The 16,057-nt window shown below is 71.8% G+C and carries 14 protein-coding genes and 1 riboswitch; of the genes, 3 read left to right on the top strand and 11 right to left on the bottom strand.

All coding sequences use genetic code 11. The annotated features are described in order from the left end of the window. The first annotated feature begins 371 nt into the window (after positions 1-371). Both BN940_RS02320 and BN940_RS02315 read left to right on the top strand, forming a co-directional pair. Complete coding sequence (locus BN940_RS02320; protein ID WP_052355539.1) at positions 372-2,027, top strand: DEAD/DEAH box helicase; 1,656 nt, start codon at positions 372-374, stop codon at positions 2,025-2,027. 188 nt (positions 2,028-2,215) lie between these two features. After that, the gene (locus tag BN940_RS02315; protein WP_043685565.1) at positions 2,216-3,394 is read left to right on the top strand and encodes a class I SAM-dependent methyltransferase; all 1,179 of its coding nucleotides are present in this window, start codon (positions 2,216-2,218) and stop codon (positions 3,392-3,394) included. A 54-nt stretch (positions 3,395-3,448) separates the two neighbouring features. On the opposite strand, the gene murI is transcribed toward BN940_RS02315, so the two are convergent. From murI to BN940_RS02300, 3 genes are all read right to left on the bottom strand, one after another. Next, complete coding sequence (gene murI, locus BN940_RS02310; protein ID WP_162177835.1) at positions 3,449-4,237, bottom strand: glutamate racemase; 789 nt, start codon at positions 4,235-4,237, stop codon at positions 3,449-3,451. A gap of 100 nt (positions 4,238-4,337) precedes the next feature. Further along, on the bottom strand, positions 4,338-5,441 hold the full coding sequence (locus BN940_RS02305; protein WP_043685563.1) for a tRNA nucleotidyltransferase/poly(A) polymerase-related protein: 1,104 nt from the start codon (positions 5,439-5,441) through the stop codon (positions 4,338-4,340). 80 nt (positions 5,442-5,521) lie between these two features. Further along, entirely contained in the window at positions 5,522-7,594 is a 2,073-nt protein-coding gene (locus tag BN940_RS02300; protein WP_052355538.1) for a lytic transglycosylase domain-containing protein, read from the bottom strand. A gap of 107 nt (positions 7,595-7,701) precedes the next feature. Here BN940_RS02300 and BN940_RS02295 point away from each other — a divergent pair, with 107 nt between their 5' ends. After that, on the top strand, positions 7,702-8,331 hold the full coding sequence (locus BN940_RS02295; protein WP_043679704.1) for a 5-formyltetrahydrofolate cyclo-ligase: 630 nt from the start codon (positions 7,702-7,704) through the stop codon (positions 8,329-8,331). 69 nt (positions 8,332-8,400) lie between these two features. On the opposite strand, the gene metF is transcribed toward BN940_RS02295, so the two are convergent. The 8 genes from metF to BN940_RS02260 all read right to left on the bottom strand — a co-directional run bounded on the left by metF (position 8,401) and on the right by BN940_RS02260 (position 15,995). Continuing rightward, positions 8,401-9,246: a methylenetetrahydrofolate reductase [NAD(P)H] gene (gene metF / locus BN940_RS02290; protein ID WP_043679702.1), complete on the bottom strand. Its 846-nt coding sequence runs from the start codon at positions 9,244-9,246 to the stop codon at positions 8,401-8,403. Continuing rightward, entirely contained in the window at positions 9,243-9,581 is a 339-nt protein-coding gene (locus tag BN940_RS02285) for a phage holin family protein (RefSeq protein WP_043679699.1), read from the bottom strand. The genes metF and BN940_RS02285 overlap by 4 nt, the downstream gene beginning before the upstream one ends. Before the next feature lie 10 nt (positions 9,582-9,591). Further along, positions 9,592-10,998 carry an adenosylhomocysteinase gene (gene ahcY, locus BN940_RS02280; RefSeq protein ID WP_043679696.1) on the bottom strand — a complete coding sequence of 469 codons (1,407 nt, stop codon included), beginning with the start codon at positions 10,996-10,998 and terminating at the stop codon, positions 9,592-9,594. A gap of 68 nt (positions 10,999-11,066) precedes the next feature. Beyond that, positions 11,067-11,165, bottom strand: a riboswitch (S-adenosyl-L-homocysteine riboswitch). Between the two features lie 52 nt (positions 11,166-11,217). Continuing rightward, positions 11,218-13,149, bottom strand: a complete 1,932-nt coding sequence (locus BN940_RS02275) for a cytochrome b N-terminal domain-containing protein (protein WP_043679693.1) — start codon at positions 13,147-13,149, stop codon at positions 11,218-11,220. 10 nt (positions 13,150-13,159) lie between these two features. Next, positions 13,160-13,960 carry a cbb3-type cytochrome c oxidase subunit I gene (locus BN940_RS19615; protein WP_242404345.1) on the bottom strand — a complete coding sequence of 267 codons (801 nt, stop codon included), beginning with the start codon at positions 13,958-13,960 and terminating at the stop codon, positions 13,160-13,162. Continuing rightward, entirely contained in the window at positions 13,870-14,595 is a 726-nt protein-coding gene (locus BN940_RS19610; protein WP_242404253.1) for a cbb3-type cytochrome c oxidase subunit I, read from the bottom strand. The genes BN940_RS19615 and BN940_RS19610 overlap by 91 nt, the downstream gene beginning before the upstream one ends. Then, on the bottom strand, positions 14,592-15,095 hold the full coding sequence (locus BN940_RS02265; protein ID WP_043679690.1) for a hypothetical protein: 504 nt from the start codon (positions 15,093-15,095) through the stop codon (positions 14,592-14,594). Before BN940_RS02265 ends, BN940_RS19610 begins: the two co-directional genes overlap by 4 nt. A gap of 99 nt (positions 15,096-15,194) precedes the next feature. Further along, positions 15,195-15,995, bottom strand: a complete 801-nt coding sequence (locus BN940_RS02260) for an SCO family protein (protein ID WP_084330459.1) — start codon at positions 15,993-15,995, stop codon at positions 15,195-15,197. Positions 15,996-16,057 lie beyond the last annotated feature (62 nt).

Raw genomic sequence — 16,057 nt, 5'->3', positions numbered from 1 at the left:
TGCGGATTCAACCCTTGAGACCTGAAACGATTGCGTGCAGGAGATAGCCTAACAGAATGCAACAGGCGCAACCGCCGGAATTCCGGCCGATTCGTCGCCGAACCAACACGACTCGGGGAAAACGAGAGGGCGAATCCAGAATTTTCATTGACTCAGGGAAATCCCCATGTCAAACTTGCGAATTGCCTGTTTTCTGACCTTCTGACCTCGGTTTCATGCCATCGGCCTTGCGCCGGGTGTGCCGTTTGGGTTGATCCGGTCGGCACATGCGACTGATTCTTGCCCGGCAGACATCCGCGGCAGCAACCCAGCGGGGACGTCCATCCGGTCCCCGCGGCACACCGCCCGCGTTGCGCGGGCGCAAGGAAACCATGTCCTTCGACTCCCTGGGGCTCGCGCCCCAGCTCGTGGCCGCCCTGCGCGACCTGAGCATCGACACCCCCACCTCCGTCCAGTCCGCCGCCATCCCGCAGGCGCTGGCCGGCCATGACCTGATGGTGTCCTCGCAGACCGGCAGCGGCAAGACCGCCGCCTTCATGCTGCCCGCCCTGCAGCGCCTGAGCCACCGCGCCGGCGCGGGCGGACGCGGCGTGCAGATCCTGGTCCTGGCGCCCACGCGCGAACTCGCCATGCAGGTGGCCGACGCCGCCCGCGCCTACGGCAAGCAGATCGACGGCCTGCGCGTCGCCACCGTGGTCGGCGGCATGCCCTACGGCGCCCAGATCAAGTCCCTGTCGCGCCGCGTGGACGTGCTGGTCGCCACCCCGGGCCGCCTGATCGACCACCTGCAGGCGCGCCGCGTGAACCTGTCCACCGTCCAGACCCTGGTGCTGGACGAGGCCGACCGCATGCTGGACATGGGCTTCATCGAGGACATCGAGACCATCGTCCGCGCCACGCCGGCCGAGCGCCAGACGCTGCTGTTCTCGGCCACGCTGGACGGCACGGTCGCCCACCTGGCGGCCAACATGATGCGCGAACCGAAGCGCATCGAGGTCTCGCACGCGCACCAGAAGCACACCCACATCACCCAGCACCTGCTGTACGCCGACGACAAGGCCCACAAGCTGCGCCTGCTGGATCACCTGCTGCGCGACACCACCCTGGACCAGGCCATCGTCTTCACCGCCACCAAGCGCGGCGCCGACGACCTGGCCGACCACCTGAGCGACGAGGGCTTCGCCGCCGCCGCCCTGCACGGCGACATGAACCAGCGCCAGCGCACCCGCACCCTGGGCCTGCTGCAGAAGGGCCAGGTGCGCGTGCTGGTGGCCACCGACGTGGCCGCGCGCGGCATCGACGTGCAGACCATCAGCCACGCCGTGAACTACGACCTGCCCCTGCAGGCCGAGGACTACGTGCACCGCATCGGCCGCACCGGCCGCGCCGGACGCAATGGCCAGGCCATCACCCTGGCGGTGCACGCCGAACGCCACAAGGTCCGCCGCATCGAGCACTTCATCGGCCAGGCCATCCCCATGGAAACCATCCCCGGCCTGGAGCCGCAGCGGTCCGTGCGCCCCACCTACAAGGACAAGCCCGTCCGCGGCGCCCGCCCGCAAGGCGGCAAGCCCCACGGCAAGCCCTGGCACAAGGACGGCCCCGCCGCCGGCGCCGCGCCGCGCGCGCGCAAGCCCTGGCAGCAGGATGCCCGGGCGGGCGAGGACACGCGCCCCGTCCATGCCCGCAAGCCCGCCTGGCAGCAGGACGCCCAGGCCGCCGACGGCAGCCGCCCGGCGCGCGCCCACAAGCCCTGGGAACAGAACGGCCAGGCCGACGGCGCCCGCCCGGCGCGCGCCCGCAAGCCCTGGGAACAGGACAAGCCGGCGTTCGCCCGCGCGGAGCGTGGCGAAGGCCGCCCCTTCCACGCCAAGGCCGAGCGCGCCCCGCACGGCGCGGGCCCGCGCCCGAGCCGCGACGGCGACGCACCGCGCGCCGCCCGCCCCGCCAAGGCCGGCGCCAAGCCGTCCTTCAAGCGGCAGGCCCGCCAGGATCAGCCCCGCGCGGCGCGTCCCCGGTTTGCCTGATCCGGTGATCTGATCGCCTCGCTGCCCCGGCACCAACATGCCGGGGCTTTTGTTTTATAGTCGTGGCATCCCTCCACGTCGCGGCTTGCAGGCCGCTCCGATTCGCCAGGCACGCAGCAGTCCGCAGGGACTGCCGCGTGTCCGGGTTCATCCGTAGGGGACTGTCCTATCTCCCGCCTCGCCCCATGATGGAACCGCCCGCCGTCCACACCCCCTCCGGCCTGCCGGAACCCGACGCCGATGCGCGTGCCCACGGCGCCCGCGTCCAGGCCATGCTCGCGCAGCGCATCCGCGACGCCGGCGGCTGGCTGCCGTTCGAGCGCTGGATGGAAGCCGCCCTGTACGCGCCCGGCCTGGGCTACTACAGCGCCGGCAGCGCCAAGTTCCACCGCGAAGGCGATTTCACCACCGCTCCCGAAACCAGCCCCCTGTTCGGCCGGGCGCTCGCGCGCCAGGTCGCCCAGGTGCTGGAGGCCAGCGGGTCCGCCCGCGTCCTGGAATTCGGCGCCGGCTCGGGCGCCCTGGCCGCCGCGCTGATTCCCGCCCTGCGGGACCTGGGCATCGAGGCCGAATACGACATCCTGGAACTGTCCGCCGACCTGCGCGCCCGCCAGCGGGACCGCCTGTCGGACCGGGCCGGCCAGGTGCGCTGGCTGGACGCGCTGCCGGAGGCCTTCAGTGGCTGCGTCGTCGCCAACGAAGTCCTGGACGCCATGCCCGCCGTCCTGTTCCGCTGGAACGCCGCGGGCGAGCCCGAACTGCTGGGCGTCGCCCTGGACGCCCGGCCCGAGGCCGCCGCGCCCTTCCGCTGGGCGGCGCGGCCGGCGCCGCCGCCCACCGCCACCGCCCTGGCCGCGCGCATGCCGCCCCTACCCGGCTACCAGTCCGAAATGAACCCGCAGGCCGAGGCCTGGGTGCGCGACCTGGGCCGCTGGCTGCGGCGCGGCGCCGCCCTGCTGATCGACTACGGCTTTCCGCGGGCCGAGTACTACCACCCCCAGCGCCTGCGCGGCACGCTGATGTGCCATTTCCGCCACCATGCCCACGACCAGGCGCTGATCCTGGCCGGCCTGCAGGACATCACCGCCCACGTGGATTTCACCGCCATGGCGGACGCCGCACTGGACGGCGGCCTGGACGTGCTGGGCTACACGTCCCAGGCGCGCTTCCTGATGAACGCGGGCCTGACGGACCTGATCCGCGCCCCCGGCGACGATCCCGCGCAGCGCGCGCGCCAGCTGACCGCCCTGAACACCCTGCTGTCCGAGGCCGAGATGGGCGAGCTGTTCAAGGTCCTGGCCGTCGGCCGAGGCCTGGACGCGCCCCTGCTGGGCTTCGCCCGCGGCGACCGGCGCGACCGGCTGTAGGCGGCCGGACACGGCCAGGCATCCCAGGCCGGGGCCATCGCCCGGCTTCCTACCCTACCCCACCTTCAAGCCGAAGCTGTTCATCAGGCGCCGCGTGGCGAAGTCCGGCCGTCCGCCGGTGAACAGCGCCAGGTCGTCCTCTTCCGGATGCAGGGCGTCGGCGCGGCGCGGCAGCAGGCTGCGGGCGCGCCGGGCGATGGCCTCGGCCGGATCCAGCCAGTCCACGGGCCAGGGCGCCAGCCGGCGGAACACGTTGGCCATGAAGGGATAGTGCGTGCAGGCCAGCACCACGATGTCGGTGCGCGCGCCGTCTTCTTCCACGAAACAGGGGCCGATCTCGGCGGCCACGGCCTCGTCGCTCACCGGCAGGCCGCGGACGTAGGCTTCCGCCATGCGCGCCAGCCGGGGCGAGCCCACCAGGGTCACGTGGCATTGCGAGGCGTAGGACTGGATCAGGTCGCGGGTGTAGTCGCGCCGCACCGTGCCCGGCGTCGCCAGCACCGACACCCGCCCGGAGCGCGTGCGCTCGGCCGCCGGCTTGATGGCCGGCACGGTGCCGACGAAGGTCATGCCCGGATAGGCCGCGCGCAGCGCGGCGCCCGCCACCGTGAAGGCGGTGTTGCAGGCGACGATGCACAGGGCCGGATCATGGTCGCGCAGCAGCCCGTCGAACAGGTCCACGATCCGGTCCCGCAGGGCGTCCTCGGCCCAGCCGCCATAGGGGAAGCCGGCATCGTCGGCCACGTAGACGAAGCGCCGCTCGGGCATCAGCACGCGCGCCTCGCGCAGCACGGTCAGGCCGCCGATGCCGGAGTCGAAGACGAGGACGGGCTGGTCATCCATGGGTCGATCCTCCGCAGTCATGGCGCACGCCTTTCGCACCTTTCCAGGTGCGCCGGCGGTGCCGTCCCGGGCCGTCCGCTGCATCCGACGGATCGATCCCTCAGCATCCCGCCCCGACCCCCGCCAGCGCCGCCAGCCGCGCCGCGCGCAAGTCCTCGCGGATGCGGGCGGGATCGCCCCCGGCCGCGCGCGCGACCGCTCCCGCGTCGATGGCGCGCACGGCCTCGATGCGCCGCGCCCACGCGGAGAGATCGACGTCCCCGCGCACGCAGGAGGCCGCCTCGAGCAGCGCCCGGCAGCGATCCGGGCGGCGCCACGCATCGCAGGATTCCAGCAGGCCGAGCCAGGCCTCCGCGCCGCCGGCGCCGCCTTCCAGGCCTTGCAGGACCACCGGCAGCAGGCGCGCCAGATCGCGGCAGGCCGAGGGCGCGCGCAGCGCGTCCTGCAGGCCGGGCCCGGAGGCGCGGCACAGCAGGGCGTAGCGCTGGGCGAGATCCAGCCCGCGCTCCGCCGCCGCGTGCAGGCCCGCGCGCACCTCGCCGTCCCACGCCAGGCCGGGCGCGACCCGCTCCAGCGCCCCGCATGCGGCCAGCACGTCCAGCATGCGGCCGGGGTGGCCCGTCATCAGCCCCTTGGCGAACTCCTGCCAGACGCGTTCGGGCACCAGGGCGTCCACCTCGCCGCCGCGCACCAGCGCGCGGCACAGGTCCAGGGTCTCGGGGGCGATGGAGAAATCGTGGAAGCGCGCGGCGAAGCGCGCCAGGCGCAGCAGGCGCACGGGATCCTCGACGAAGGCCGGCCCCGTGTGGCGCAGCACGCGGGCGCGCACGTCGGCCACCCCGCCCAGGGGATCGATCAGCGCGCCGTCGGGCGCCCGCGCGATGGCATTGACCGTGAGGTCGCGGCGGCGCAGGTCGTCTTCCAGGGTGACGTCCGGCCCGGCGTGGAACACGAAGCCCCGGTAGCCCCGGCCGGATTTGCGCTCGGTGCGCGCCAGGGCGTATTCCTCGTGCGTGCGCGGATGCAGAAAAACGGGGAAATCCCCGCCCACCGGCGTGAACCCGCGCGCCGCCATGATTTCGGGACTGGCACCCACCACCACCCAGTCGCGGTCGCCCGCCGGCTGGCCCAGCAGGGCGTCGCGCACCGCGCCGCCGACGATGTAGACCTCCAGGCCGGCGACGGCCGGGTCGTCCGCATCCAGGCCGCCGTCCGGCGGCGCCGCGCGGTCCCGGCCCGGCCCGGCCTCGCCAGGGCCGGCGTGGCCGGCGCTGCGGCGCGCGGTCACGGCCGCGCCGTCCGCGTCCCGTCCATGGGGTCGACGGTGCCCAGGCGCGCCTTCAGCGAATCGGGCTGGCCGGAGAACAGCATCGCGTAGTAGACCGCGTTGGACAGGACGTTCTTCACGTACAGGCGGGTCTCGGTGAAAGGAATGGTCTCGGCGAAGATCGCGCCTTCGACCGGCGCCTGGAGCTGGGCGCGCCAGCGTTTCGGCCGGCCCGGCCCGGCGTTGTAGCCCGCCGTGGCGAGCAGCTCGGAGCCGCTCAGGTCCCGCAGCACCATGTTGAGATAGCTCGTGCCCAGGATCGTGTTGGTGTCGAAATCGTTGACCTGGCTGGGCTTGAAGTCCTTCATGCCGATCTTGCGCGCCACGTGGCGCGCGGTGGCCGGCATCAGCTGCATCAGGCCCGACGCCCCGACGCGCGAGCGGGCGTCGGTGATGAAGCGCGATTCCTGGCGGATCAGGCCGTAGACCCAGGCGGGGTCCAGGTCGATCAGGCGCGCCTTGGCGGCCACCTGGCCCTCGAAGGGCGCGATGAAGCGCTGGCTGAAATCGGCCACGCCGCGCGTCAGCAGGGAGGTGTTCACCACCCGGTCGTAGATGTGCTGCTCGCGGGCGAATTCCGCCGCGCCGCGCAGCTGGGCGTCGCTCATGCCGCGCAGGGCGAAATTCCATTCGGGCACGGCTTCCCTGCGCCAGCCCAGGTCGAACAGCGCCACGGCGCGGCGCAGGCCGGGATTGGCCCGCGCCTGGGCGGTCCAGGCCGGGTCCAGGGGAGCGGGCTGCGGCGGCAGGGCCGGCGTGCGGCCCAGTTCCTCGGCCGCCAGCAGGCCGTAGAAGCCCTGCTCGGCGGCGATGGACTCGTAGTACTGGCGCGCGGCCACGGCATTGCCCTGGGCCGCCAGGGCGCGGCCGTACCAGTAGCGCCAGACGGGCTCGTCGGCCTGCCGCCCGCTCATCTTGCGGATGGCCGTGGCGACCCGGTCCCAGTCGATGGGCGCGGCGCGCAGTTCGGCGCGGACTTCCCAGGCGTGGTTGTAGTCGGTCATGGGCACGAAGCCGGACTGCCGGTACCAGCGCGCGGCCTCGGGATCGACGTTGAGCGCGGCCACCAGGCCGAACTGCCCCCAGACCCATTGCAGGTCGGCCTTCGGCATCCAGCCCGCCCAGCGTTCCTGGATGGTGCGCGCGGCCTCGGCCCGGTCGTCGCTGCGCGCCAGGCGCGACAGGGCGATGGCGGCCAGCTCGAAATCCACGGCGGCGCGCGGCTGGCCGCGGGATTCCAGCCATTTGCGCGGATTTTTCATCAGCGCGGCGTACTGCACCATGGCCGCGTCGTCGAACACCACGCCGGCCATGCGGTCGGCGTCGCCCTGCTTGCCGCTTTCCAGGGTGTCGCGCAGCAGGCCGTTCAGCTCCTTGCGGCTGAGGATGTGGTCGGCCGCCGCCTGGTCCAGCAGGTCCCAGCAGTCGGCATTGGGCTGGAACACGTCCAGCACCTCGGCCGCGCGGGCGCGCTTGCCGCTCTGGTGGCGCGCCAGCAGCAGGGCGCAGCGCACCGCCGCCGAGGGCTCGGCCACCGCCGGCACCCGCAGGGCCTGGACGTAGTCGCCGGAGCGGGTGGCCGCCAGGATCCAGTCGGCGCGGATGCGTTCGTCCAGGTAGGTGCCGGCCGCGTCGGCCAGGAACTGGCGCACTTCGGCGTCCGGGACGGGACGGGCGCGGTCCTGCAGCCGGTTGCGCAGCGCCCAGTAGCGTGGATACAGGCCCAGCACCGGGTCGGCGGCGGCCAGCGGCGCCAGGCGGTCGATATCGGCCCAGCGCCGCTTCTGGAAGGCCTCGTAGGCGTCCACGACGGCCTGGCGGGCGGCGGGCGGCACCACCACCGGCGCGGGCGCCGGCACCACCGGAGGCGGCAGGGTTTCGGACGCGGCGGGCGCAGGCGCGGGCGAGTCCGAGGCCGGCGCGGCCAGGACGACGCGCGGGGCTTCGCCCGCCTGCTGTTCGGCGGCCGTGGGCGCCTGGGCGCCCGCGCAGCCCGACAGGCCCAGCAGGGCCGCCAGGCCCCAGGCCATGTACCGATGACGCGATCGGGACGAGGCCGGCTCTGCATCCCCGGCGAATCCCGGATATCCTATGAAACTTCGCCTCATGGCCAAAAACCCCGCGAACCAGTCACTACATGAATCAGAACGCACAGGATAACGCAGCCGCCCTGCGGACGCGACTCAAGCAGCGCCGCGCCGGGATGCCGCCCCAGGACCGCGAGCGCGGCGCGCTGCTGATCCGCGGCCGCCTCTACACCTGGCTGGCGACCAACCGCACCCGCCTGCGCGAATCGGGCCGCCCCGACGTGCGCGGCATCGCCGCGTTCTGGTCCATGGCCGACGAGCCCGCCCTGCAGGCGCTGCTGCGCCAATGGGCGGAAGACGAGACCCTGACGGTCTCGCTGCCGGTCGTGGCGGCGCCCGGCCAGCCGCTGCGCTTCCGCGCCTGGACGCCGGACACCCCCATGAAACCCGGGGCCTACGGCATCCTGGAGCCCGACGGCCCCGAAGCCCCCGCCCCCGACGTCGTGCTGGTGCCCACGCTGGGCTACACGCGCCAGGGCGACCGCCTGGGCTACGGCGGCGGCTACTACGACCGCACCCTGGCGGCGCTGAAGGCGGCCGGCCATGCGTTCACCACGGTGGGCGTGGCCTGGGCCTGCGGCGACCTGAGCGGCGAGGCCTACGCCCCCGCCGCGCACGACGTCCGCCTGGATGCGATCCTGACCGACAAGGGCTGGGCCGTGCCGGCGCCGGAACTGTAGACGCGGGACCCGCCCGCGGATCGCCGTGCCTTCATCGCGCCTGCGGCAACGAGGCCGGCACGCCGGAACTCAGGCGTCCAGCCCCAGGTTGGCGCAGATCTGCGCCACCGCGTCGGCGTTGTTCAGGGTGTAGAAATGCGCCCCCGGCGCGCCCTGCTCCAGCAGGCGCGCGGTCAGCCGCGTGATCACCTCGATGCCGAAGGCGCGGATGGACGCCTTGTCGTCGCCGAAGTCCTGCAGCCGCAGCCGCATCCAGCGCGGGATTTCCGCCCCGCACATGGACGAGAAGCGCGCCAGCTGGGTGTAGTTGGTCACCGGCATGATGCCCGGCGTGACGGGGATGTCCAGCCCTTGCGCGCGCACCCGGTCGACGAAATCGAAATAGGCGTCCGGATTGAAGAAATACTGGGTGATGGCGCCGTCGGCCCCGGCCCGGACCTTGTCCACGAAATGCCGCAGGTCGGCCGCCGCGCTTTCGGCCTGGGGATGCATTTCGGGATAGGCGGCGACCTCGATGTGGAAGTGATCGCCGTAGTGCTCGCGCACGAAGCGCACCAGGTCGGCGGCGTGGTGCAGCTCGCCCGTGTCGCCGCCCATGCCCGAGGGCAGGTCGCCGCGCAGGGCGACCAGGCGGCGGATGTCGCGCGCGCGGTAGTCGTCCAGGATGGCGCGCAGTTCCGCGCGCGTCGCGCCGATGCAGGACAGGTGCGGCGCCACGTCCACGCCCAGGTTCTGCAGCATGCGCACGGTGTCGGCCGTGCCGGTGCGGGTGGAGCCGCCCGCGCCGAAGGTCACGCTGACGTAGGCCGGCCGCAGGGCCTCCAGCCGCTTGGCGGAGCGCACCAGGCGTTCCTGGGCGGCGATGTCGCGCGGCGGGAAGAATTCCAGGCTGATCGCGGAGGCGGAACCGTTCATGAGGCCAGCAACCCCGCCAGGGCCGTGGACACGATGCTGTAGACGATCGCGCCGATCACCGCCCACCAGAAGCCGTCCACCTGGAAGCCTTTCAGGATGGAGCCGGCGAACCAGAACACCAGGGCGTTGAGCACCAGCAGGAACAGGCCCAGCGTGACGATGGTCAGCGGCAGGGTCAGCAGGATCAGCAGGGGTTTGACCACGGCATTGAGCAGGCCCAGCACCAGCGCGGCGATCAGCGCCGAGCCGAACGAGGCCACGGTGATGCCGGGCAGGATGTAGGCCACGACCAGCAGGGCCACGGCGTTCAGGATCCAGACGAGCAGCAGCATGATGGAACTCTCCTCAGTAGCGGTAGTGATCCGGCTTGAAGGGGCCTGCGACCGGCACGCCGATGTAGTCGGCCTGCTTCTGCGTCAGCGCCGTCAGGCGCACGCCCAGCTTCTTCAGGTGCAGGCGGGCGACCTTTTCGTCCAGGTGCTTGGGCAGCACGTAGACCTGGCCGGTCTTGTAGTGGTCGCCGCGCGTGTACAGCTCGATCTGGGCGATGGTCTGGTTGGTGAAGGACGCCGACATCACGAAGGACGGATGGCCGGTGGCGCAGCCCAGGTTCACCAGGCGGCCCTTGGCGAGCAAGATGACGCGCTTGCCGTCCGGGAAGATGATGTGGTCCACCTGGGGCTTGATTTCCTCCCAGGGCAGGTCTTCCACCGAGGCGACGTTGATCTCGCTGTCGAAGTGGCCGATGTTGCAGACGATGGCCTGGTCCTTCATGCGGTACAGGTGGTCGCGGTCGATGACGTGGTAGTTGCCGGTGGCCGTGACGAAGATGTCCGCCTGCTCGACCACGTCGGCGTCGTTCAGGTCCACCACGCGGTAGCCTTCCATCGAGGCCTGCAGCGCGCAGATGGGATCGACTTCCGTGACCCAGACCTGGGCGCGCAGGGCGGCCAGCGCCTGGGCGCAGCCCTTGCCCACGTCGCCGAAGCCGCAGACCACGGCGATCTTGCCCGCGACCATCACGTCGGTGGCGCGCTTGATGCCGTCCACCAGGGATTCGCGGCAGCCGTACAGGTTGTCGAACTTGGACTTGGTGACCGAGTCGTTGACGTTGATGGCGGGGATCTTCAGCTCGCCGCGCTGCGACATCTGGTAGAGGCGGTGCACGCCGGTGGTGGTTTCCTCGGTCACGCCGCGGATCTGCGCCAGCCGCGTGGAATACCATTTCGGGTCGCGGGCCAGCTGCGCCTCGATGGCGGCGAACAGCACGCGCTCTTCTTCGTTGCCGGGGCGGGCGATGACCGAGGCGTCGGCCTCCGCGCGCGCGCCCAGGTGCAGCAGCAGGGTGGCGTCGCCGCCGTCGTCCAGGATCATGTTGGCCTGTTCGCCCGGCCAGTCGAAGATGCGGTGCGTGTACTGCCAGTAGTCTTCCAGGGACTCGCCCTTGACGGCGAACACCGGCGTGCCGCCCGCGGCGATGGCGGCGGCGGCGTGGTCCTGGGTGGAGAAGATGTTGCACGAGGCCCAGCGCACTTCCGCGCCCAGGGCCTTCAGGGTCTCGATCAGCACCGCCGTCTGGATGGTCATGTGCAGGCTGCCGGCGATGCGCGCGCCCTTCAGGGGCTGGGACGCGGCGAATTCTTCCCGCGTGGCCATCAGGCCGGGCATTTCGGTTTCGGCGATGGCGATTTCGCGGCGGCCCCAGTCGGCCAGGGCGATGTCGGCGATGACGTAGTCGTGTGCAGTGCTCATGGTGATCCTGTAGAGCCTGCGCCGGCGAAGGGGGTGTCACGGCCGTGCCCACCTCCGCCCGCGCAGGACGGCGATGGGCGCCGTTTGAAGAAGGAATCCCGAGCCTGGCGGCGCGGGCGGGATCCATCGGATTCCGCCGCCGCGCCGGTGCAGCGCCCCTCGGGCAAGTCCGGATTATAGCGTGGGCGCCCCTGCCATGGCGCGGACGCCCCGCGGGGCTCAGGACGCCGGCTGGGCGGGCAGCCGCGACGCCGGCAGGAAGGCGTCGGAGAAGCAGACGCTCTCGTCCAGCCCCTGGGCGATGAACGCCGGCGCCGCGGCCTCGACCATCCGCACCGAGCCGCACAGATAGACCTCGTAGCCGCTCAGGTCCGTGAAATCGGCCAGGATGGCTTCGTGCACCAGGCCGGTGCGCCCCGTCCAGCCATCGCCTTCGGCGGGCTCGGACAGCACCGGCACCACGGTGAAATTGGCGTGCTCGCGCTGCCACTGCTCGCAGCGTTCGAGCATGTACAGGTCCTCGCGCCGGCGCACGCCCCAGTACAGCCGCATGGGACGCTGCACGCCGCGCGCGAAGGCGTCCTCCACGATGCTCTTGACGGGCGCGAAGCCCGTGGCGCCGGCCACGAACAGGATGGGCTGGCGGCTGTCGCGCAGCGTGAACTGGCCCAGCGGCCCCTCGAAGCGCACCACGTCGCCGGGCTTCATGCCCTGGAACACGTGGGTCGTGAAGCGTCCCCCCGGGACGAGGCGGACGTGCAGCTCGATCAGCGCGTCCGCACCGGGCCGGTTGGCGAAGGAGAAGGCGCGCCGCTGGCCGTCGTCGAGCACGATGTTGATGTACTGCCCCGCCTCGAAGTCCAGCGCCGCGCCCTCCGACAGCCGCAGGACCAGGAGCATCACGTCCTGGGCGAGCGGCTCCAGGCGCTCGACCACGGCGGTGTATTCCCGCACGGTGCGGGCCGTGCCCGCGCCCGCCACGGCGTCCTCGACCTCGACGACCATGTCGCCGCGCGGCACGGCGCAGCACATCAGGGCCATGCCGCGGGCCTTCTGGGCATCGGTCAGCGCGCCGGGGCTGTAGGGCCGGTGGTCGTAGGCGCCCTGCTGGACGGTGCAGATGCACAGGCCGCAGGCGCCGTTGCGGCACTCGAAGGACAGCGGCAGGCCTTCCCGCAGGCCGGCGTCGAGGATGGTCTCGCCCTCGCGCGCCTGGAACTGCGCGCTCGTGCCTTGCCCGCCGTGGATGACGAGCCCCGCCATGCGCCGCTCGCCGCGCCGGAACCGCGGCGGCCACCAGGGCAGCAGCGCGAGCAGCACGGAGCCGCCGACCACCAGGGCCCACACCCAGGCCATCGGCCATTGCGTCATCAGCGGAAAGACCGCCATGTAGAACCAGTCGGGCTCGATCCGGGCGACGGCCCGGGCCAGGTCGCTGACCCCGCCCTGGCTGTGCACCGGCGCCACGAACGACAGTGCCACCAGCGTGGCGAGCAGGCCGGCGGCGATGGCCCGCGGCGGCGTGGTGCGCGCCTTGGGCACCCGTTGCGCGTGGATCGACATGACCATCAGCACCACCAGCGGCAGGCCCACGTGCATGAAGGACAGCAGGGTGAAGAAGCGGTTGCCGACGTGCTCGGTGTAGAGGAAATTGCGCATCAGCGCGCCGTCGAAGATCGGCAGCCAGTCGAGCCATTCAAACGTGGCCACGGTGACGTACTGCGCCAGCTGGTCCCAGGGCAGCATGTAGCCGTTGATGCCCGTGGCGTAGACCATCCAGATCAGCATCACCCCGGTCATCCAGGAGAACCAGCGGAACCCGCGGAACCGGTCGAAGGCGAAATAGCGCAGCATGTGCAGCGCCATGGTGAGCACCATCGCGTCCGAGGCGTAGCGGTGCACGCTGCGCAGGATGCCGCCCAGCCACCATTGCGTGGTGCTCAGCTCGATCACCGAGTCGTAGGCGTCGACGATGCCGGTCTCGAAGAACACGTAGAGGTACAGGCCGCTGCCCCCCACCACCCAGAACAGGAAGAAGGAGATGGCGCCCAGGTGATAGAAGGGATTGATGCGGTCGCCGAACGCGGCGTTGAACATGCCTTCGACGCGCAGGAAGAGCCATTGCAGCAGGCTCTGGATTCTCTTGATCATTGGATTCCCTTCAAGCCTTCGAGTCGCGCGCCGCCGGCTGGCGCATGGCGCGGATCGCCACCACCACGAACAGCAGCCCCCCGATGATGGCGATGAGGCCGCCCAGCCCCATCATACCCATGCCGACCACCTCGCCGGTGCTGCGCAGCACCTGCTCGGCGCCCGCCACCTTGCGCTGCACCCCGTAGCCGCCGGACCAGACCAGCCCGGTGATGTGGATGAGCTGCCCGATGCCGTAGAGCCAGGGCTGCCAGGTGGCCATGCGGCCCTGCGGCGCACGGTAGCCCAGCGCGGGCAGGACGCGGTAGACCACCCCCATGAGCGCCAGCGTCACGCCGACGATGCAGCCATGGTAGTGGGCCGGGATACGCACGTTGCTGCCGGCGATGAAGATGCCGATCACGCCGCCCGCGGCGAACACCAGCACCGAGGCGAGCAGCGCCGCGCGCAGCGGCCGCTGTTCGGGGGCGCGCAGCCGCACCGCGAGCGCGCCGTAGACCACCGACAGGCCGACCGGCAGGATGGCGGGGCCGCCGCCCAGGCGCATGGCCCAGGTGAGCAGGGCGCGGTGCTCGACGGACGCCACGTCGTGGGCGAGATAGGCGTAGGGCGTGACGAAGACCCCCGCCAGCGCCAGGGAGAACATCATGACCGTGACGCGCGGCGTCAGCACGGAACGCGCGCCGCACGCACTGGCCAGCCACAGCCAGGCCACCAGCATCAGCAGGGTCCAGGTGAACTGCAGGGCATGGCCGCCGCCCCAGAACAGGATCTCGTAGTAGGCCTTGCCGTGCAGCGAGGTGGGCAGCACGGCCCAGGACCAGGCGAAGCCGAGCACGCCGACGGCCGCGGCCACGGCGGCCGCGCCCAGGCCGAAGCCCAGCGCGCCCGCCCGTCGTAGCGCATGCCCAGCCGGGGTGCCGCCAGCAGGCTGCGCAGCACCAGCAGCGTCGCGCCCAGGCCGAACATCACCAGGCCCGCCAGGAACAGCGGCGATTCGAGCACCGGGATGTAGTTGGCCATGATGGGCTGGCCCGGGTTCAGGAAGGGCGCCAGCGCCATGGCGAGCGTGCCGGCGGCGGTGATCCACAGGCCCGGCCAGGCCAGCCATTGCGCGCGCGCGGTGCCGTACAGGCTCCAGAGCAGGCCGGCCATGGCAACGAACCAGACCAGCACCGACAGGTCCACATGCAGCACCAGGGAAATCTGGAAGAAGTCGGCGGCCGGCAGCCAGCGGTTCACGTAAGGGGTGCGCGAGGCCACCAGCAGCACCGAGAAGATGCCCGAGCCGATCAGCGCGGCCAGCCCGAGGCCGAGCCAGCCGCGCCCCAGCGCCAGGCGCGCCTCGCCGGAGACGTCCAGCTGGTAGTCCGCGCCCAGGCGCGCCGGCGGCGGAGTGGCCGGGCCGGCCCGCAGGCCCGGCACATGACAGGGGTTCGCGCTCATTGCAGGACGATGCCTCCCTTGTCGGCGTTGAAATCGATCACCAGCACCTGGGCCGGCGCCAGCGTGACCACCGCCTCATGCTGCTGGACGGCTCCGCGGGCCGACTGGTCGTCGCGGAAGCGCACGGCGATGCGGTGCTCGCCCGCCGGGACGTCCAGGCGCCGGTACAGGGTGGAGGCGCCATCGCGCGACAGGCCCGAGGGCGCGGAGACGTGGCTGACCACCTGCCGGCCGTCGAGGTCCACCTCGATGCTCACCGGCGAGCGTTCCCGTTCGCATTTCGCGGCCCCGCGCATGTTGGGCGCGAGCTTGGCGAGTTCTTCGGCGGTGTAGGGCCGGCAGTCGGCCAGCCGCGCGCCGTGGTGCATGAAGCTGACCTTGATCTGCGCCATGTCGGGCCCCAGGGGGTGGTAGACGGGCCAGCGCGAAAAGACGCCGATCGCCACGGCGAAACAGCCATACAGCAGGGCCTGGCCGAGCCAGTCGAAAACGCGCCTCATCGGGGCTCTCCTAGGGAATGGGGGCTTGCGTCTCCGGGCGCCGGCGCCGCGACCCGGCCGCGGGGGCGGCGCCCGGCACGCGGATCGGACGCGCGCGCGTCAGGCGATGCCACGGCCCCTCTTTTTGGCTGAAATCCTGCGGCTCGTGCGCCATTCGTTGATGAAGAAGGCCATCATCAGGATGAAGAAGGTCGCGCCGCCGGCGATCTGGACCGGCAGGGTGTAATCGACCCGGTAGGCGCCGGTTTCCGGATCCAGCACCGTGCACATGATGCGGATGCGGTCCATCAGGTTGTCGAGCACGGAGTTTTCCGCGTTCATGGGCAGGCCGGCGAGCAGCATCTTCAGCGGCTCGCCCAGTTCGCCCGCCACGACGTCCTCGCCGTAGATCTGGCGCACGATGCGCCCGTCGGCGTCGAGCACCGAGACCTGGAGGACGTGGTCGAAGCCGGCCGGCGTGGCCGCATAGGCGAAGCCGAAATCCGCTGTCAGCGCGGGGACGATGGCCGCGGGCGGGCTGAGGAAATCCCAGTTGGGCGTCGTGATGCCGTACTGGGTGGCGAATGCCTTGAGCGCCTGCGGCGAATCCGCGGGCTGGTTGAAGCCGATGCTGACGACGTTGAACTGGCTGGCGCCCACGCTCTTTTGCAGGGCCTCGACGGCTTCCTGCAGCGAACGGGTGGTGGCGGGACAGATCTGGAAGCAGCCGGTGTAGATGAAGCTGACCAGCAGGGGCTTGCCGCGGAAGGAGGAAAGGGCCACCGGGCGGCCCTGGCGATCCAGCAGGATGTGATCGCCGATCTGCCGCCCGAGCGCCGCCTGGCTGAGGCGCAGGGCCTGCCCGGGATCCAGCCCGGGATTCCCGGCCGCCTCGGCGCGGCCCGCGGCCGGCGCCGCCATCAGCGCCAGCCCCAGACCGCATGCCGCAAATCCCCGCCATGCGCGGGAGAGAATCGACCCGC

It is taken from the genome of Castellaniella defragrans 65Phen (genome assembly GCF_000612685.1).
In the GTDB taxonomy this organism is placed as follows: domain Bacteria; phylum Pseudomonadota; class Gammaproteobacteria; order Burkholderiales; family Burkholderiaceae_B; genus Castellaniella; species Castellaniella defragrans.
Note: the sequence above shows the minus strand (reverse complement) of the source record. Positions and strands in the feature narration are given on the sequence as shown.